This window comes from Salipiger sp. PrR007 (genome assembly GCF_010499845.1).
Classification (GTDB): Bacteria; Pseudomonadota; Alphaproteobacteria; order Rhodobacterales; family Rhodobacteraceae; genus Salipiger; species Salipiger pacificus_A.
This window is the reverse complement of the sequence record NZ_JAAGOZ010000008.1, coordinates 123,332-139,993: the sequence shown is the minus strand read 5'-3', so window position 1 is coordinate 139,993 and position 16,662 is coordinate 123,332. Positions and strand designations below refer to the sequence as shown.

Sequence of the window (16,662 nt, the reverse complement as noted above, 5' to 3'; positions counted from 1 at the left end):
TCATGTTCAAGAGTGTTCAGAGAGTTATGGGGCGCGCGGCCTTGGTCTTCAAGGCTCTGGCCGGATCCGCGGCAAAAGGGATCGCCTGCGTCGTTCCGGCCTTGCGCCCGTGCCGGCGCGCTCTGCGGTCTCGCAGTCCCTGTCTGCGGCCGTGTCTGCGCGTGGATCTGCGCCTGCGGTGGAGCCTCTGCGCCTCGGCGCGGACCCGTCTGCCGTGCCGGACCCGCGCCTCGATGCGACTTACTTTTTGCCGAGGAATTGGCCGACGATCGCGGTCAGAACACCGCCCCCGGCGGCGCCCCCCAGAAGCTGGCTGATCAGCGCGCCGATGTCGAGGCCGCCCGCGGCGGTGGCCGCATCGGCGGCCGCGGTCGGATCGCCGCCACCGAGGATCGCACCGATGGCGGAACCGCCGAGGATGCCGCCGATGGCGCCGGAAAGGAGCTTTGGAAGCACCGCCATGCCGACGGTCTTCACGAGCTGACCGGCCACGCCGCCTCCGACCATACCCGCGATCGCCTGAACGATTATTGCTGCAATACCTTCCATGAATGCGGTCCCCCAAGTTGCTAAATCAATCAATAGATCACGCCATGGTAGCTCAGGTCGCGAGATACCGTTAGGATAACTTCGGGCTCTGGCAGGGGCGCCGGGACATCCGCGCTTCGCCGCGTCTTACCTTTCCATCGCAATCGCCCGCCCGACTGGGGCGCGGTGTCGTCGCGTTTCCCCGAAGTCAGCCACGGATTTCATGACGTTCGGGCCAGGTTTGCCCGTGGGCGGCCTTTGCGCGGCAGGGACCCCCTCTATATTGCAAGAGGTATATTCCCTGACATGTCGGACACCGCGATGCGCCTGCCGTTTATCAAGAGTAGAAAGCCGGCACCGGTTCTCGAGCCGGAGAGGGCGCCGACCCAGGGTGACGCGCGCGAGGCCGGTCGCCAGGCGCTCTTCGAGATGATAGACGACGGCTTCTGCATCATCCAGTTCATCGACGGGCCGGATGGGCCACTGTCGGACTACATGCATATCGAAGCGAATTCGGGTTACGAGCGTCATACCGGCATCAAGGGGATCGTCGGGAAAACCGTCTTTGATGTTGCACCCGACGACGGGCGGCAATGGGTGAAGATCTACGGCGACGTGCTGGAACATGGCGCGCCAATCCGGTTCGAAAGAAGTTTCTCCGAGGTTGGGCGGTTCATCGAGGTCTCGGCGCGGCGGGTCGAGCCCAAGAGCCTCGGGCAGGTCGCGGTGCTCTTTCGTGACGTCACCAACCGCAAACGTGCCGAGGCGGAGATCCGGGCCAGCGAGAAGCTCGCGCGCGAGAGCGAACGCCGCGTCGGCCTCGCGCTCGAGGCCGGGGCGATCGTCGGCACCTGGGTCTGGGATGTCCCCCGGGACGTCTTCACCGTCGACGCGGCGCTCGCCTCGGCCATGGGGCTGCGCGAGGTCACCGAGCTTGGCGATCTCAAGCTCGACGACCTGGTCGAGAACGTTCATCCCGAGGACAAGCCGCGGCTGATCTCGGATATCGAGGCGGCGCTGCGCGAGGGTGGGTCCTATTTCGATCAATTCCGTGTTCTGCGCGAGGACCGCAAGTATCATTGGATCGAAGCGAGCGGGCGGGTCGAGCTCAATGCTCACGGCAAGTCCGAGTCCTTTTCCGGGGTGCTGATGGATGTCAGCCGCCGGCGCGAGGTCGAGGCCGAGCGCGACCGGGTGACGGCCGAGCTTTTCCGACTCAACGAGACCCTTGAACGCCGGGTGTCGGAACAGACCGCCGCGCTGATGGCGCGGGAGGAAGAGCTGCGCCACGCCCAGAAGATGGAGGCGGTCGGCCAGCTCACCGGCGGGCTGGCGCATGACTTCAACAATCTTCTGGCGGCGGTCGCCGGCTCGGTCGAGATGGCCGGTGCGCGGCTGTCAGAACGGCGCCTCGACGAGATCGGGCGATATCTGTCGGCGGCCCGGAACGCGGCGAGTCGCGCAGCGAACCTCACGCAGCGGCTCATGGCCTTCGCCCGCAAGCAGACCCTCGCCCCCAGGCCGACCGATGTGGTGCAGCTCTGCGCCGGTATGGTCGACCTGGTGCAGCGCACGGTCGGGCCGCACATCGAGCTGAGGACAACCGCCGACGCGAACCCCTGGCTGTCGCTCGTCGATCAGAACCAGCTCGAGAACGCGCTGCTGAACCTCTGCATCAACGCCCGCGACGCCATGCCCGAGGGCGGCAGCCTGACGATCCACCTCTCGAACCAGAGCATGGCGCGCACCAAGGCAAAGAGCATGGGTCTCGAGGCGGGGGACTACCTGCGCATCAGCGTGTCTGACACCGGCAGCGGCATGACCGCCGAGCAGATCGACCGGGCTTTCGAGCCTTTCTTCACCACCAAGCCGATGGGCGAGGGCACGGGGCTGGGCCTGTCCATGGTCTACGGGTTTGCCCAGCAGTCCGGCGGCGCGGCCGAGATCACTTCGGAGGTTGGCGCGGGTACGGTGGTGAGCCTCTACCTGCCGAGGAGCTTCGAGGCTGTCGAGGTGGAGCAGGACGCCGAAGAACGCGGCGATACCGCGCTGGCCGCGGCGCCGGAAAAGACGGTGCTCGTGGTCGAGGACGAGGTCCTGGTGCGGATGGTGGTCGTGGATGCGCTGCGGGACCGGGGGTACTCCGTGCTCGAGGCCGGCACGGCGGCCGAGGCGCTGGAGGCGCTCGCGCGGACGCCTCAGGTCGATCTGCTGCTCACCGATGTGGGGCTGCCGCGCGGGATGAACGGGCGCCAGCTGGCCGAGGCCGCCCGCGCCGAGCTGCCGGGGCTCAAGGTCGTCTTCGTCACCGGCTATGACGAGAGCGCGGCGCTCGGGGGCGAGCTGCCTGCGGCGGACGTCGAGATCGTGCAGAAGCCCTTCGATCTGGATGTGCTCATTGGAAGGGTCGGTGAGCTGATCAACCCGGTGTAGGCCGCAGGCTCGCAAAGGTCCGAGGGGCCTTATGCAAAAGAGAAAGGGCTGGCGCAGGCCAGCCCTTTCGTATTTCCGGTGTCCCGGATGCGAGATCGCATCCGTGGGAAACACGCCTCAGAACGGGATCTCGTCGTCGATGTCGCGCGAGCCGCCACCCCCCGCGCCGCCGCCGTAGCCGCCGCCCGAACCGCCGCCGTAGCCGCCCTCGTTGCCGCCGCCATAGCCACCGCCGCCCGAGCCACCGCCGTAGCTGCCACCCGAGCCGCCGCCGAAGTCACCGCCGCCGCCACCCTGGCGGCTGTCGAGCAAGGTCAGCTCGCCGCCGAAGGGGCGCAGCACGATCTCGGTGGTGTAGCGGTCCTGGCCGGACTGGTCCTGCCACTTGCGGGTCTCGAGCTTGCCCTCGATATAGACCTTGGAGCCCTTGCGAAGGTACTGCTCGGCGATCCGCGCAAGCGGCTCGCTGAAGATCGCGACCGAATGCCACTCGGTGCGCTCGCGGCGCTCGCCGGTGTTGCGGTCTTTCCAGTTCTCTGAGGTGGCGATGCGCAGGTTGCAGACCTTGCCGCCGTTCTGGAAGGTGCGCACCTCGGGGTCCGCACCGAGATTGCCTACCAGGATCACCTTGTTCACGGAGCCGGCCATGTCATCCCCTTATTCTTGGTCGTTTCGTCTGGTCGTTTGTCTGGTCGCCGCCTGTTGCCCAGACGGCGCGATTTCCTGTGCCTGACAGGGATTTTCGCACGTCTGCGAATCCCCGCAGGCGGAGTGTTTGCACAGGTCTACACCACGGGCCCGATGTGCCCAAGCGCTCAATGTCGCGCGGAAATCCGCCGGTAGGAGGGTGTCCGGCAAGCTGGCCTAGGGTCAATTTATCTGTATAGTCGGGCGACAAGGGAACAGTGAAGCGGGACAGGGACGTGATGCGCAATTACGCAACGCGGGCGCTGGCCGGAGTGGTGTGTGCTCTGGTGTTGTCGGGGACTTCGGTCTCGGCAGAGGTGCTTTCATCCAAGAGCCGGGTACGGCTCTTCTCCAAGCAGACCAACGTGCTCGATGGGCGCGCGTCTCAGCAATACAACAGCTCGGTGCGACTGCAGCCGAGCCGTGTGGTGACCCCGACGAAATGGGGCCCCATGGGCGGCAACGAGGGCGCGGTGCCGAGCTATCGGGGCAGCTATCGTGGCCCCTACGCCGATCTCGCCCGACAGGCGGCGCGGCGGCACGGCGTGCCCGAGGACCTCTTCCTGCGCCTCGTCCAGCAGGAATCCGGATTCAATCCGAAGGCGCTGTCGCACAAAGGGGCCATCGGCCTCGCGCAGCTCATGCCGTTCACCGCGCGCAAGCTCGGGGTCGATCCGCATGACCCGGCCCAGAACCTCGAGGGCGGGGCGCGCTACCTGATCCAGCAATACCGCAAGTTCGGCTCCTGGCAGCTGGCGCTGGCGGCCTACAATGCCGGGCCGGGCGCCGTCGAGAAGCATGGGGGCATCCCGCCGTACCGCGAGACGATGAACTACGTGAAGGTGATCTGGGGCCGGTAACCCTATCCGGCAGGCCCCGGTGACCTCCGCCTCCCTTGACGCAGGGAGGCCTTTGCCTGATATGCCTGACATAAAGGCTAGGGATTTGATCCCGATCATGGAACTGCGCTCGGCGCAGGGCCAGACTGGTCGGATCGACACCGCCGAGCCCCGCTGACAGGTCCACAGGAGAGTTCCTTATGCGTCATGCCGCCATTCTTGCGTCCGCCACCGTTCTTGCGCTTGGTGTGGGCGGGCTGGGTTTGGCCTGCGTGTCCGCGGCCTCGTCCGGGTTCGACAGCATGGATGCGCTCGGCGAGGCGCTCTTCTTCGACGCGAACCTGTCGAAGACTCGCTCGCAGAGCTGCGCCACGTGCCACGATCCGGCCTATGCCTTTGCCGACCCGCGCGGCGCCGCCTCCATCGGCGATGATGGCGCCTCGCTCGGCGACCGCAATGCGCCCACGGTGAGCTATGCCGCGCATGTGCCCGAACTGGCGCGTGACGAGGACGGCCGCTGGCGCGGCGGTCTCTTCCACGACGGGCGCGCGGTGACGCTGGAGGAGCAGGCGGGCGGCCCGCCGCTCAACCCCGCCGAGATGGGCATGGGGGACAAGTCCGAGGTGGTGGCACGCCTGCGCGAGAACCCGGACTACGTGGCCGCCTTCGGCGCGCTCTTCGGTCCCGGCACGCTGGACGATCCCGAGGCGGGCTATGCCGCCATGACCCACGCCATCGCCGAATTCGAGCGGCGGCCCGAGTTCGCGCCTTTCGATTCCAAATACGACCGCTTCCTGCGCGGCGAGGCCGAACTGACTAAGCAGGAAGAGCTCGGACGGCTGCTGTTCTTCTCGCAGCAGTTCACCAACTGCAACCAGTGCCACCAGCTTCGGCGCAGCGCTGTGGACCCTGCCGAGACCTTCTCGGATTACCGCTTCCACAACCTTGGCGTTCCGGCGAACAGCGCGCTGCGGGGGTCGAACGGCTCCGAGGACGGCTTCATCGACGGCGGGCTGCTGCAGAACGCGCATCTGACCGAAGATGGCGGCCCGGCGGACGAGACCCTGCGGGGCGCCTTCCGCACGCCGACGCTGCGCAACGTCGCGGTCACCGCGCCCTATATGCACAACGGGGTCTTCGAGGATTTGCGGACGGTGATCCTCTTCTACAACAGCTACAACACCCGCAACGAAGCGCGGAAGATCAACCCCGAGACCGGCGCGCCCTTCGGTCCCCCCGAGGTCGCAGAGAACCTTGCGCCCGAGCTGACCGACGGGCCCGCGCTCGACGACAAGCGCGTGGATGCGCTGGTGGCCTTCCTCAAGACGCTGACCGACGCGCGCTACGAGGACCTGCTCGAGGACTGACCCCTCAGCGCGCCATCTCCTCTTCGATGACCGAGGTCACGGCCGGGCGGGACAGGCAGCGCGCGACCCAGTCCTTGATGCGTGGATCGTCGGGGACGAGGTCGTGGAACCAGCCATAGGTCGAGGCCACCAGAAGATCCGCCGCACTGATCTGGTCGTCCACCAGCCAGTCCTTTTCGGCCAAGGCCTCCGAGAGCCGCGCCACCGCCTCGGGCACGTCGCGGAAGGTGACCTGGGTGATCGGATGCGAGACCCCGGCGACCTGCAGCACGTAGACCGGCTCGAAGACATTGCCGTACCAGGCCAACCAGGACAGGTAGGCGCCGCGCGACGGGTGGCCGACGGGGCGGCCCATGGGGCTCTCGGGATAGAGGTCGGTCAGATAGAGCATCACCGCGTTGCTCTCGCGGATGAGCGCACCGTCGTGCACCAGCGTCGGCACCTTGCCCTCGGGGTGGGGATTGTCGGGGTCGCGCCCGCCCGAACCGTCCTGGCGCGGGATCTGCACGATCCGGAGGTCGACATCCTCTTCGATGCTCATGTCGCGGATCAATTGAACAATGCGCGTCGAGCGCGAGCGCGGCGCATGGTAGAGCGTCAGCATGCAGGTGTCCTCCCAGGGGCTGAAATGCGGCCTTGCCTCCGGGCGGTAGCCTGCCGGAGAAGCGCGCGGCTGTCATCTTTGGCAGCGGCGCTTGGCAACCCTCCGCCGAGCTTCAGACCTCCAGCGCGAGCTTGTAGAGGTGGATTTCGAACGAGGGATGCATCTCGGCCCCGAGCACGCCGGGCCGGACGTGGCGGTAGAGCGAGCGCCAGAACGGCTGCACGATCACCGCGTCCTGCTGCAGCTTGCGCTCGATGCGGGCCATGATCTCCTTGCGGGCCTCGGCATCGGCGATGGTCAGCGCCTCGGCCACCATGGCGTCGAATTCGGCATCGGCGTATCCGGTCTCGTTCCAGGCTTCGCCGCTGCGGTAGGCCAGCGCCAGCACCTGGATGCCCAGGGGACGGTGGTTCCACTCGGTGATCGACAGCGGGTAGTCCTTCCACTCCTGCCAGAAGGCCGAACCGGGCAGCACCTTGCGGCTCACCTTGAACCCTGCGTCGCGCAGCATGGCGGCGCAGGCGTCACCGGTGCGCCGGGTGAAGCCGTCGTCGAGCGTGACCAGCTCGTGCTCGAGATCGCCGAAGCCCGCCTCCTGCGCCAGCGGCAGGGCGAGGGCGGGGTCGTACTCGGTGGGGCCGACCTCGGCATAATCTGGATGGATCGGCGCGACGTGGTGGTTCTCGGCCACAGTGCCAAGCCCGGCGTGTCCGAGTTCCAGCGCGATATCGTTGGCGATGGCAAGCTGGAGCGCCTTGCGCATGCGCTTGTCGGCATAGGCAGCGCGGCCGTCCACCAGCGCCTGCTGGTTGCCGCGCAGCACCACTGTCGCGCCGGTGACCACCTCGGAGCGCTGCCAGCCCAGAAGATCCGCCACTTCGATGAAGGTGCCGACGTTCTCGTAGAGCATGTCGATCTCGCCGCTTTCGGCCGCGGCGAGCCAAGAGGCCGGATCGGTGCCATAGTCGAGGAACTCGATCCGCTCGAGCGTGGCGCCGCCCCAGCCGTCGGCCTCGGTCCCCCACCAGGCATGGGCCTTGTTACGCACCAGCACGGCGCGCTGGGTGGGGACCAGCTCCTCGGGCAGGTAGGGGCCGGTGCCGATGGGGTCGGTGAGCATGGTCGCCGGATCGTGCCGCGCGTGGACGCAGGCGGCGGGATAGTCCGACAGGCCCGCCATGATCGCCACGTCCGGATAGGCGAGGTTGAGGCGCAGGGTCAGATCGTCGAGGACTTCCACCGCGCCTTCGGCCAGCCGCTCGGTCTGCGGATCGCCAAGGGCGGCAAGCCGCCCGGCCATCGAGTTGCCCTCGACGCTGCGGTCGCACCAATAGCCCATGAGCCGCGCCACGTCGCCCGAGGTGAAGGGCTCGCCGGTGGTCCAGGTCACGCCGGGGCGGACATGCAGCAGGTACTGCGCGGCGTCCTCGCTGGCCTCCCAGCTCTCGAGCAGCATGCCGCGAAGGCTGCCATCGCGGTTATATTCGACGAGGTATTCGAGCCACCCGCGCGAGATATTGGCGATTTCGGACCAGTCGTAGGTGCGCGGATCCTTGAGCGGGCGCACCTCCATCTGGATGCGCAGCGTACTGCCCGGCGGTGCCTCGGAGGGGGTCTCTTCAGCGGCGGCCATGCCGACCATGCCGCGCGCGATCACGGCCGAGGTGCCGAGCGCCGTTGCCCGGGTGAGAAACTCTCTTCGCGTCACGAGGCCCTGCCGGAAATCGCAAAGCTCCTGCCGCACCGCGGGGTGGATGCACTGCGCGTTGCGGCCTCGGCTCATCTGCGTTTCCCCTTCGCTCGTTCTGCGGTCATCTGCCCGCCCATTGCGCATCAATTGCAACGCTACGTCAATCGACTAACGCGATCGCTGCGCAGTGAAACCCGAGGTTCCGGCAGGCCGGTCCGCCGCTGCGTCGCGGTGTCATGCCAGCGCCTCCGCGGGGCAGTGGCGTGGCCAGTCCTTCATCCGTGCGCGGAACCAGGTGCGCTGGCGCTTGGCGAATTGCCGGGTGAGGATCGCGCCGCGCTCCACCGCCTCGTCCAAGCTCAGCTCGCCCCGCAGGTGCCCGATCAGTTCGGCCGCGCCGATGGCCTTGGCCGAGGGAAGGGCGGGGTGCCAGCTCTCCTGGTTGGCCCGGGCCTCGTCGAGGGCGCCGCCCTCGACCATCAGCCGGAAGCGCCGCGCGATGCGCGCGTTCAGCCAATCCTTCGGCACGTCGAAAAGGATCGGCTGAACCTGCGCCAGCGGCAGCAGCGGTGGCGGCGTCTCGGCCTGCCAGGCCGCGATTCCGCGCCCGGTGGCGGTCAGCACCTCCCAAGCGCGCTGCACCCGCATCGGGTTGTGGCAATCGATGCGGTCGCGGCTCTCGGGATCAAGCTCTGCAACCATGGCCTGCAGCTCCCCGGCCTCCAGCCGGGCCATGGCGCGGGCGCGGACCTCGGACGGGGTCTCGGGAATCGCCGCCAAGCCCTCGGTCAGCGCCGAGAAGTAAAGCCCCGTGCCGCCGACGATAATCGGCCGCGCCCCGCCAAGGAGCGGTTGCAGATCGCGCAGCCAGTCGCCCACCGAATAGGCATGACTGCCCGGCACGTGACCATAGAGCAGGTGCGGCACTCGCGCCTCATCTTCTACCGGGGGACGAGCGGTCAGCACGCGCCAGTCGTCGAAGACCTGGATCGCGTCGGCATTGATTATGACGCCCCCCGCAGATTCGGCGATTTCAAGCGCCAGCGCGGACTTGCCGCTGGCGGTGGGCCCCGCGATCAGCACCGGAAGGCTCGGATCGGGCGCATATTGTTTCACCAGATCAGCCACCGGCGATCCTTTCTTGCGGGGGCGCTCAGCATTGCAGGCGCGGATGTTTTCGGTCACATATAGCCGCAATTTGGATCGTGCACAGACGGAGCGCAACATGACCGAGCAGCCCCAAACCACCTTCAAGCGTGTGATGCTGAAAATCTCGGGTGAGGCGCTCATGGGCGACCAGGGCTACGGTCTGCACCCGCCGACCGTCGAGCGCATCGCGCGCGAAGTGAAGTCGGTGCACGACATGGGTGTCGAAATCTGCATGGTGATCGGTGGCGGCAACATCTTCCGCGGCCTCGCCGGCTCGGCGCAGGGCATGGAGCGCACCACCGCCGACTACATGGGCATGCTGGCAACGGTGATGAACGCGCTCGCCATGCAGTCGGCGCTCGAGGAACTGGGCGTCTTCACCCGGGTGATCTCGGCGATCCGCATGGACGAGGTGGCCGAGCCCTACATCCGCCGCCGGGCCGTGCGCCACCTCGAAAAGAAGCGGGTCTGCATCTTTGCCGCGGGCACCGGCAACCCCTATTTCACCACCGACACCGCCTCGTCGCTGCGCGCCAACGAAATGGCCTGCGAGGCGATCTTCATGGGCAAGAACGTCGACGGCATCTACGACTGCGATCCCAAGACCAACCCCGAGGCCAAGCGCTATGACCGCATCTCCTACGACGATGTGCTGCGCGACAACCTCAAGGTGATGGACGCCTCGGCCATCGCGCTGGCGCGCGACAACAAGATGCCGCTGATCGTCTTCTCGCTGAACGAGCCGGGCGGCTTCCGGGGCATCTTGGCTGGCGAAGGCACCTACACCGAGGTGCACGCCTGATCCCAGAGGTTCGGCAAGCGGGGGCTCGGCCCCCGCACACCCGGGATATTCCCGCCTGGAAGCAAGGGCGCGGCGGGCTCCTATCGTAGAGACATGGCGAAGCGCGCTGCGGCGGCGTCAGTCCCGGGCGAGCGGGTGATGGTCGAGCACAAGCTCGCGCAGACGCTCTTCGAGAACATGGGTATAGATCTCGGTGGTCGCCACATCGGCATGACCGAGGAAGGTCTGGATGGCGCGCAGATCGGCGCCATTGGCCAGAAGATGCGTCGCGAAGGCGTGGCGCAGCGTGTGCGGGGTGACCTTGGCCGGCGAGACGCCCGCCGCCACGGCAATATCCTTGATCATGATGTAGAAGGCATGGCGGGTCAGATGCCCGGCCTTGCCGCGCGACGGGAAGAGGAAGCTCGAGGCGGGCTTGCCCTCGGTCTTCTTGAGCGTTTCCTGCGCATCGCGCCGGTTCAGCCACTCGGCCAGCGCCACGCGCGCCGGCGGCGAGAGCGGCACCATGCGCTCCTTGCCGCCCTTGCCACGGATCAGCAGCATGCGCGGATCGCCCCGTGCCGCCGAGAGCGGCAGCGTGACCAGCTCGCTCACCCGCATGCCGGTGGCATAGAGCAGTTGCATCAGGCAGGTGTTGCGCATCCGGTCGTCGGCGCTGCGGCCATGAGACTCGGCGGCCTCGAGCAGCCGGTCGACCTCTTCGGTCGAGAGCGTTTTGGGCAGGCGTTTGGGGCGGCCCGGACCGGCGATCTGCACTGCCGGGTTGTCGGCCCTCAGCCCCTCTTCGAAGGCGAAGCGGTAGAGCTGTTTGATCGCCGAGAGCCGACGCGCGCGGGTCGAGACCGCAAGCCCCTCGGCTTCGCAGGCGACCAGGTAGTCCTCGACGTCGCCGCGCTGTGCGCTGGCAAGGTCGCGCTTGCGCGCCGCCAGCCAGCCGGTGAAGGACGCGAGATCGCGGGCGTAGGCGGCCTGCGTGTTGTCCGCGGCGCCGCGCTCGGCGGCCTGCGCCTCGAGGAAGGCCGAAACCCAGTTGGCGGCGCTCACAGCGGTGCGCCTTCGTCCGAAAGCAGGATCTGCTGGATGGCGGCGCGGCGCGCCGTGTCCTCGAGCCCCACCCGGCGCAGCGTCGCCAGCGCACCGGTGAGATCGGCGTGGTTGCCTTCGGCACCGGACTGGAAAAGCGCGATGGCCCGCAGGATCGCCTCGCCCAACTTGCCGTCACGCAGCAGGCTGGCCAGCTCCGGCGGCACCTCGGCATCCGGGCGCCAGGCCTCGACAATGGCCTGGGCGGCGGGGGCGAGGGGGACGGTGTCGGGCATCTCGCCTTGCGCCACGGCGTGCACCGCGCGGATCAGCCCGCTGCGCGCAGGCAGGCGGCGGGCAGCCTCCTCGTAGTCCGGCGACAGCAGCGCGGCGCGTTGCGCCAGCGCCGCGGCGCGCGGATCGAGGTCGAGCCCCTGCAGCCGCGCCGCGTAAAGCTCGGAGAAGGGCACCAGCAGCCCGGCGCTGCGCATCTGCGGCCAGGCGGCGAGCAGGGCGGGGCCGATCAGATCGCCGCGCCCGGCGTTCAGCGCGGCCTCGAGATCCTGCACCGCCGCGACGCGGTCCCAGACCCCGCCCGAGGCAGCGGGCTCGCGGTCGGTATAGATGCCCAGCAGGCGGTTCTCGGAAAGCGTGCCGCGCCGCGCAAGGCGTTCTGCGGCGAGGATCTGTGCCCGCCAGCCGCTGTTGCCCGACAGGTCCGCGGCGGCGAACATGCGCGGAAGCGGCTGGGTGGGCAGCGCTTCGCCCACGGCCTCGAAGAGGTGAAATTCCAGCGGCGTCGGCCGCGCTGGCGGGTTGAGCGGTTCGGAGGCATCGACCAGTTCGGGGTCGAGGAAGCGCGCCAGCAGCTCTGCATCGCGCGCGCCGATCTGCCCCAGCGCCCCGGCAGAGCCGTAAACGGTGACCGCATGTTCCCAGTTGCCGATCCGCGCGTCGCAGTAGATGCGGGTGGCGATGTCCATGGTGAGATAGGGCTTGCGCGCCAGGGTGCGGCAGGCCTCGTCGTCGTTGCCCGCGAGCAGCGACAGGTCGAGCCAGCGGGCGAAGATCTCGGGGTTGGAACTGCCGCCGGCCTGCTCGACCAGCGCCAGCGCGGCATCGACCGCGCCTTCCTCCATCAGCCGGTCGATCCGCGCCACCAGCAGCGAGCCATTGCCCGCGGGCGCATCCGCCTCGGCCAGCAGCAGCGTCAGAAGCTGCGCCGAGAGCGCGGGCACCGCGGGTTCCGTCTGCGCGATGAGCGCGGCGAGCTGGGCTGCGTCGGAGCCCGACCAGAGCGTCCGCGGCAGCCCGGTCAGCGCGCTCGACAGGAGCCCCGCCGACTCGGCGCTGGGGGCCTCGAGCGGCGCGCTCTCGACGTCGGGCGTGCCGCCCGAGGCGGCCACGGGGGGCTCGTCGCGGCGCGGGCGCTCGGCGTGCGGCACGGCCCGTCCGCCCTGCGGCCGGGGATCGGGCAGGGGCAGGGCCGCGCTCATCCCCGGGTCGCGCTTGAGCCAGTCGATGGCGGCAAGCGGGGCCTCGGCGGCGAGGGCCGTCGGCACGCCCAGAGCGAGCGTGCAAAGGAGGAACCTAGTTCGCATCAAGCTCCACGGGCTGGCGGATCTCCGTTTGTGGCGGCGAGAAGTCCGCGCCGAAATAGGGCCCGACATAGGCGTAGGCCACCAGCGCGATTGCCGCGAGGAGAAGAAGGATCAGAAGGGGTTTGAACAGTCGTCCCATATGCTCAGTAGTCCTGCCTCATGTTTTTTGTCACTTATACCTAGCCTTTTTGGCAGTGACACGTCATTCACGGCCTCAGGAGGCAGAATTGGCGATGCAAGGCCGAGAAACAAGGGGATTGAACCCGAAGTTGAAAAAGACAGTTGTGCTTGTGGGCATGATGGGGGCGGGGAAATCGGCGGTCGGCCGGGCCTTGGCTTCTGCCCTGAATGTGCCGTTTCGCGATTCGGATGCCGAGATCGAGAAGGCGGCCAACATGACCATCGCCGAGATCTTCGCCCGCGACGGCGAGGCCTTCTTCCGGCGCAAGGAATCCCAGGTGATCGAGCGGCTGCTCGACGCCCGCCCGGCGGTGCTTTCGACCGGGGGCGGTGCCTATATGGCCGAGGGCAACCGCAGCATGATCACCGAGAAGGGCGTTGCCGTCTGGCTCGATGCCGACCTCAAGGTGCTCTGGGGGCGGGTGCGCCACAAGGACACCCGGCCGCTGCTGCGTACCCCCGATCCGCTGGCCACCCTGAGCGAGATCTACGACCGGCGCGTGCCGGTTTACGCGCTGGCGGATCTTGCGGTGAAATCGGAGCAGGGCCTGTCGATCGATGCCATGGCCCGCAAGGTGATCGAGACGTTGAAGACACGCCCGGACGTGCTGGAGGAAAGCTGATGAACGAGGCGATGCAGGCGGGGACCGTGCATGTGGATCTGGGGGCGCGGGCCTATGATGTGCGCATCGGCAGCGGGCTGCTGGGGCGCGCCGGGTCAGAGATCGCGCCGCTGCTGGGCACCCGCAAGCGGATCGTCGTGGTCAGCGACGAGACCGTTGCCGCGGCGCATCTGCCGGCGCTGAAGGCGGGGCTCGCCGCCGCTGGGATCAGCTGCGAGGCGCTGCTTCTGCCCCCGGGCGAGGCGACCAAATGCTGGGCCCAGCTCGAGCGGGTCACCGAGTGGCTGCTGGCGCAGAAGGTCGAGCGGCGCGACATCGTGGTGGCGCTCGGCGGTGGGGTCATTGGGGATCTCGTGGGGTTTGCCGCCGCCATCCTGCGCCGCGGCGTGCGCTTCGCGCAGATCCCGACCTCCTTGCTGGCGCAGGTCGACAGCTCGGTCGGTGGCAAAACCGGGATCAACTCGCCCGCGGGCAAGAACCTCATCGGCGCCTTCCACCAGCCCTCGCTGGTGCTGGCGGACATCGATGTGCTGCAGACGCTGACGCCGCGCGACTTTCTCGCGGGCTACGGCGAAGTGGTCAAATACGGCCTGCTCGGCGACGCGACGTTCTTCACCTGGCTCGAGGCGGGCGCCGAGGATCTGCTGGCCCGCCGCCCTGCGGCGCTGGAACATGCGGTGACCCGCTCGGTGGAGATGAAGGCCGAGATCGTGGTGCGCGACGAGACCGAGCAGGGCGACCGGGCGCTGCTCAACCTCGGGCACACCTTCTGCCACGCGCTCGAGGCGGCGACCGGCTATTCGGACCGGCTGCTGCACGGCGAGGGCGTGGCGATCGGCTGCGCGCTGGCTTTCGAGCTCTCGGCGCGGCTCGGGCTCTGCCCGCAGGAGGATCCGTCGCGGCTGCGCGCGCATCTCGCCGAGATGGGTATGAAGCGCGACCTGTCGGACATCCCCGGCGATCTGCCTTCGGCCGAAGTGCTCTACGATCTGATGGGGCAGGACAAGAAGGTGCTCGACGGCGCCATCCGCTTTGTCCTGGCCCGCGGCATCGGCCGCGCCTTTGTCACCGCCGACGTGCCGGGCGAGACGGTTCTGGCGCTGCTGCGCGAGGCCCTGGCCGGGCACTGAGCGGCACATTGCTGCCCCTGAGGTGTACCTGAAAAAGAGAAGAAGCCCGGAGGTTCGCGATGACCTCCGGGCTTCTTCTTTCTGAAAATACGCATGTCCGGCAGCGCCGTAAGTGCGGCGCTCGCCGGGCGCGCATAAAAAAGGCGCGAGGGAATGCCTCGCGCCCAGGGGAAGAGGTTCCGTCAGGTCCGGGGATCAGCCCTGCCAGAACTTGCGACGCGCCTCCCTCAGGGCGACGTGCCGTTCGAGCCCGACGTCGCGCAGCAGGTGGTCGTCGAGGTCTATCAGCGCACGGCGTGTGCGGCGACGCTCCGACCACTGCGCGGTAACCACCGCCACGCGGAGCGCCAGTGCTGCAAACGGCGGCAGCGGTTTCTGCGCGTCGAGATAGGCAATGAGCGGGGCGTGTGCGGCGGCTGCCATCGGTGTGTCTCCAGTTTTGTATCGGTACAATTATGTTGATCTCATGCTCCAATTGATACATTGTGGAAAAATGACCGTCGAGCAAAACATTGTTACCGATACAATTTTCGATCTGTTCGAGAAACAGGCATCGGGCCCGAAATATCGTGTACTCGCAAGCGCTTTGCGGGATGGCATCACGCAGGGGAAACTGCCGCCGGGGACACGGCTGCCGCCGGTGCGCGAGCTGGGATGGCGCCTTGGCATGACCCCCGGCACGGTGGCGCGGGCCTATACAATCCTCACCGACGAGAATGCGCTGCTGGCCGAGGTCGGCCGCGGCACATTTGTGCGCGGCGAGGCCGAGAGCGCCGCGCCGCTGCTGATCGAGAGCGGTCCGCGCGAGGTTGCCGAGAACGGCGACCGTATGGTGAGCCTTTTCACCGGGCGCATTCCCGATCTCGGGCAGGTAGGGCTGGTGCGTGAGGCCCTGGCGCGTATCGCAGCGCGCCCGGCTCCGGGGCTGATGGACTACCCCACCAGCCGCGCCTTCGCCCCGGCCCGGCAGGTGGCGCTGGACTGGCTGTCGGATGTGCCGCTGGGACAGGTTCACCACGAGGACCTGGTGCTCAGCCACGGCGCGCAGAACGGCATTTCGCTGGTGATGCAGGCGGTGCTGCGCGGGCGCCGGCCGGTCGTGCTTGTCGAGGAGCTTTGCTATCCGGGGTTCCGCCGCGCCGCCGAACTGCTGCGTGCCGAGCCGGTGCCGGTGCCGATGGACGAGAAGGGCATCCGCCCCGATGCGCTGCGCGACCTGGCGCGCAGGCATGAGGCGCAGCTGCTGTGCACCTCGCCGGCGCTGCACAACCCCACCACCATCGTCACCCCGCCCGAGCGGCGGCGCGAGATCGCCGACGTGGCGCGCGGCTGCGGTCTGCACATCCTTGAGGATGACAGCACCTTTCTCGGCCAGGCGCGCTGCGAGACCTACCGGGCGATGCTGCCCGAGCTGGGCTGGTTCGTCTCGTCGATCTCCAAGACGCTGACGCCGGGGCTGCGGGTGGGGTTTGCGATCGCCCCGCGCGCCCGGCGCGCCGACCTGCGGCGGGCGGCGGAATACGGGTTCTTCGGGCTCGCGCTGCCGCTTGCGGACCTCGTGGCCGATCTGCTGTCGCGACAGGAGACCCGGCAGATCGTCCGCGCGGTGCGCGAGCGCAACGCGCTCTACGTGCGCAGCACCGTCAACATCCTCGGCGGCCATGAGCTGCGCTGGAGCGAGGAGGCGCCCTTTGTCTGGCTGCGGTTGCCGCCGGGCTGGCGGGCGGCCGCCTTTTGCATGGCGGCCGAGGCCAAGGGGGTGCAGGTGCGGGCGGCGGAAGATTTTGCCCTGCGCGATGCCTTTGCCCCGCATGCGGTGCGCATCGGGATGAACGGGCAGGTGCCGCTGGCGGAATTCGAGCAGGCGATTCTGCGGCTGCGGCGATTGCTGGACGATCCGCCGGAGCAAATCCTCGTGTGAAACGGGGCGGGAGGCCGGCGCGGCGTCGAATTCTTTGGGGTATTATGATACCGTTTTTGCAAGTGATTGAAATTAATAAATAAAT

16 protein-coding genes are annotated in these 16,662 nt (G+C 68.0%); 7 read left to right on the top strand and 9 right to left on the bottom strand.

What is annotated here, in order from left to right; translation table 11 throughout:
- Positions 1-240: 240 nt before the first annotated feature.
- Positions 241-549 (bottom strand): hypothetical protein, encoded by a 309-nt coding sequence (locus G0Q01_RS01485; protein ID WP_164196899.1) that lies wholly within the window; start codon positions 547-549, stop codon positions 241-243.
- 285 nt (positions 550-834) lie between these two features.
- On the opposite strand from G0Q01_RS01485, the gene G0Q01_RS01480 reads away from it, so the two are divergent.
- The gene (locus G0Q01_RS01480) at positions 835-2,961 is read left to right on the top strand and encodes a PAS domain-containing sensor histidine kinase (RefSeq protein ID WP_235939441.1); all 2,127 of its coding nucleotides are present in this window, start codon (positions 835-837) and stop codon (positions 2,959-2,961) included.
- 117 nt (positions 2,962-3,078) lie between these two features.
- Here G0Q01_RS01480 and ssb read toward each other — a convergent pair whose 3' ends face one another.
- Positions 3,079-3,609 carry a single-stranded DNA-binding protein gene (gene ssb / locus G0Q01_RS01475; RefSeq protein WP_164196901.1) on the bottom strand — a complete coding sequence of 177 codons (531 nt, stop codon included), beginning with the start codon at positions 3,607-3,609 and terminating at the stop codon, positions 3,079-3,081.
- A gap of 278 nt (positions 3,610-3,887) precedes the next feature.
- On the opposite strand from ssb, the gene G0Q01_RS01470 reads away from it, so the two are divergent.
- Together G0Q01_RS01470 and G0Q01_RS01465 are read left to right on the top strand one after the other, a co-directional pair.
- Positions 3,888-4,508 (top strand): lytic transglycosylase domain-containing protein, encoded by a 621-nt coding sequence (locus G0Q01_RS01470; protein ID WP_164196902.1) that lies wholly within the window; start codon positions 3,888-3,890, stop codon positions 4,506-4,508.
- A 179-nt stretch (positions 4,509-4,687) separates the two neighbouring features.
- Positions 4,688-5,854: a cytochrome-c peroxidase gene (locus G0Q01_RS01465; protein ID WP_164196903.1), complete on the top strand. Its 1,167-nt coding sequence runs from the start codon at positions 4,688-4,690 to the stop codon at positions 5,852-5,854.
- Between the two features lie 4 nt (positions 5,855-5,858).
- On the opposite strand, the gene G0Q01_RS01460 is transcribed toward G0Q01_RS01465, so the two are convergent.
- The 3 genes from G0Q01_RS01460 to miaA form a co-directional block, all read right to left on the bottom strand.
- Positions 5,859-6,458, bottom strand: coding sequence for a glutathione S-transferase family protein (locus G0Q01_RS01460; protein ID WP_164196904.1), 600 nt, complete (start codon positions 6,456-6,458; stop codon positions 5,859-5,861).
- Between the two features lie 112 nt (positions 6,459-6,570).
- On the bottom strand, positions 6,571-8,241 hold the full coding sequence (locus tag G0Q01_RS01455) for an ABC transporter substrate-binding protein (RefSeq protein ID WP_164196905.1): 1,671 nt from the start codon (positions 8,239-8,241) through the stop codon (positions 6,571-6,573).
- Between the two features lie 141 nt (positions 8,242-8,382).
- Positions 8,383-9,276, bottom strand: a complete 894-nt coding sequence (gene miaA / locus G0Q01_RS01450) for a tRNA (adenosine(37)-N6)-dimethylallyltransferase MiaA (RefSeq protein ID WP_370457301.1) — start codon at positions 9,274-9,276, stop codon at positions 8,383-8,385.
- Positions 9,277-9,373: 97 nt separating this feature from the next.
- Here miaA and pyrH point away from each other — a divergent pair, with 97 nt between their 5' ends.
- A complete protein-coding gene (gene pyrH / locus G0Q01_RS01445) occupies positions 9,374-10,099 on the top strand; it encodes a UMP kinase (RefSeq protein WP_095883193.1) in 726 nt (241 codons plus the stop codon).
- A gap of 117 nt (positions 10,100-10,216) precedes the next feature.
- On the opposite strand, the gene G0Q01_RS01440 is transcribed toward pyrH, so the two are convergent.
- Genes G0Q01_RS01440 through G0Q01_RS26530 form a run of 3 tightly spaced genes read right to left on the bottom strand, consistent with a single transcriptional unit; the run spans position 10,217 to position 12,862 of the window.
- Positions 10,217-11,143, bottom strand: a complete 927-nt coding sequence (locus G0Q01_RS01440; RefSeq protein WP_164196907.1) for a site-specific tyrosine recombinase XerD — start codon at positions 11,141-11,143, stop codon at positions 10,217-10,219.
- Positions 11,140-12,723 carry a hypothetical protein gene (locus tag G0Q01_RS01435; RefSeq protein ID WP_164196908.1) on the bottom strand — a complete coding sequence of 528 codons (1,584 nt, stop codon included), beginning with the start codon at positions 12,721-12,723 and terminating at the stop codon, positions 11,140-11,142. Before G0Q01_RS01435 ends, G0Q01_RS01440 begins: the two co-directional genes overlap by 4 nt.
- A complete protein-coding gene (locus tag G0Q01_RS26530; RefSeq protein WP_176476714.1) occupies positions 12,713-12,862 on the bottom strand; it encodes a hypothetical protein in 150 nt (49 codons plus the stop codon). The genes G0Q01_RS01435 and G0Q01_RS26530 overlap by 11 nt, the downstream gene beginning before the upstream one ends.
- A gap of 94 nt (positions 12,863-12,956) precedes the next feature.
- On the opposite strand from G0Q01_RS26530, the gene G0Q01_RS01430 reads away from it, so the two are divergent.
- The gene (locus G0Q01_RS01430) at positions 12,957-13,526 is read left to right on the top strand and encodes a shikimate kinase (RefSeq protein WP_108965870.1); all 570 of its coding nucleotides are present in this window, start codon (positions 12,957-12,959) and stop codon (positions 13,524-13,526) included.
- Complete coding sequence (gene aroB, locus G0Q01_RS01425) at positions 13,526-14,656, top strand: 3-dehydroquinate synthase (RefSeq protein ID WP_235939438.1); 1,131 nt, start codon at positions 13,526-13,528, stop codon at positions 14,654-14,656. Before G0Q01_RS01430 ends, aroB begins: the two co-directional genes overlap by 1 nt.
- A gap of 195 nt (positions 14,657-14,851) precedes the next feature.
- Here the strand turns inward: aroB and G0Q01_RS01420 are convergent, their stop codons facing one another.
- Complete coding sequence (locus G0Q01_RS01420; protein ID WP_108965868.1) at positions 14,852-15,079, bottom strand: DUF1127 domain-containing protein; 228 nt, start codon at positions 15,077-15,079, stop codon at positions 14,852-14,854.
- A gap of 70 nt (positions 15,080-15,149) precedes the next feature.
- Between G0Q01_RS01420 and G0Q01_RS01415 the strand changes: the two genes are divergently transcribed.
- Positions 15,150-16,577: a PLP-dependent aminotransferase family protein gene (locus G0Q01_RS01415; protein ID WP_164196909.1), complete on the top strand. Its 1,428-nt coding sequence runs from the start codon at positions 15,150-15,152 to the stop codon at positions 16,575-16,577.
- The last annotated feature ends 85 nt before the right edge of the window (positions 16,578-16,662 follow it).

Bases quoted from the DNA above. Each gene is read 5' to 3' on its own strand.
- G0Q01_RS01485 (WP_164196899.1), bottom strand. From the start codon at position 549: ATGGAAGGTATTGCAGCAATAATCGTTCAGGCGATCGCGGGTATGGTC.
- G0Q01_RS01480 (WP_235939441.1), top strand. From the start codon at position 835: ATGTCGGACACCGCGATGCGCCTGCCGTTTATCAAGAGTAGAAAGCCG.
- ssb (WP_164196901.1), bottom strand. From the start codon at position 3,609: ATGGCCGGCTCCGTGAACAAGGTGATCCTGGTAGGCAATCTCGGTGCG.
- G0Q01_RS01470 (WP_164196902.1), top strand. From the start codon at position 3,888: ATGCGCAATTACGCAACGCGGGCGCTGGCCGGAGTGGTGTGTGCTCTG.
- G0Q01_RS01465 (WP_164196903.1), top strand. From the start codon at position 4,688: ATGCGTCATGCCGCCATTCTTGCGTCCGCCACCGTTCTTGCGCTTGGT.
- G0Q01_RS01460 (WP_164196904.1), bottom strand. From the start codon at position 6,458: ATGCTGACGCTCTACCATGCGCCGCGCTCGCGCTCGACGCGCATTGTT.
- G0Q01_RS01455 (WP_164196905.1), bottom strand. From the start codon at position 8,241: ATGAGCCGAGGCCGCAACGCGCAGTGCATCCACCCCGCGGTGCGGCAG.
- pyrH (WP_095883193.1), top strand. From the start codon at position 9,374: ATGACCGAGCAGCCCCAAACCACCTTCAAGCGTGTGATGCTGAAAATC.
- G0Q01_RS01435 (WP_164196908.1), bottom strand. From the start codon at position 12,723: ATGCGAACTAGGTTCCTCCTTTGCACGCTCGCTCTGGGCGTGCCGACG.
- G0Q01_RS26530 (WP_176476714.1), bottom strand. From the start codon at position 12,862: ATGGGACGACTGTTCAAACCCCTTCTGATCCTTCTTCTCCTCGCGGCA.
- G0Q01_RS01430 (WP_108965870.1), top strand. From the start codon at position 12,957: ATGCAAGGCCGAGAAACAAGGGGATTGAACCCGAAGTTGAAAAAGACA.
- aroB (WP_235939438.1), top strand. From the start codon at position 13,526: ATGAACGAGGCGATGCAGGCGGGGACCGTGCATGTGGATCTGGGGGCG.
- G0Q01_RS01420 (WP_108965868.1), bottom strand. From the start codon at position 15,079: ATGGCAGCCGCCGCACACGCCCCGCTCATTGCCTATCTCGACGCGCAG.
- G0Q01_RS01415 (WP_164196909.1), top strand. From the start codon at position 15,150: ATGACCGTCGAGCAAAACATTGTTACCGATACAATTTTCGATCTGTTC.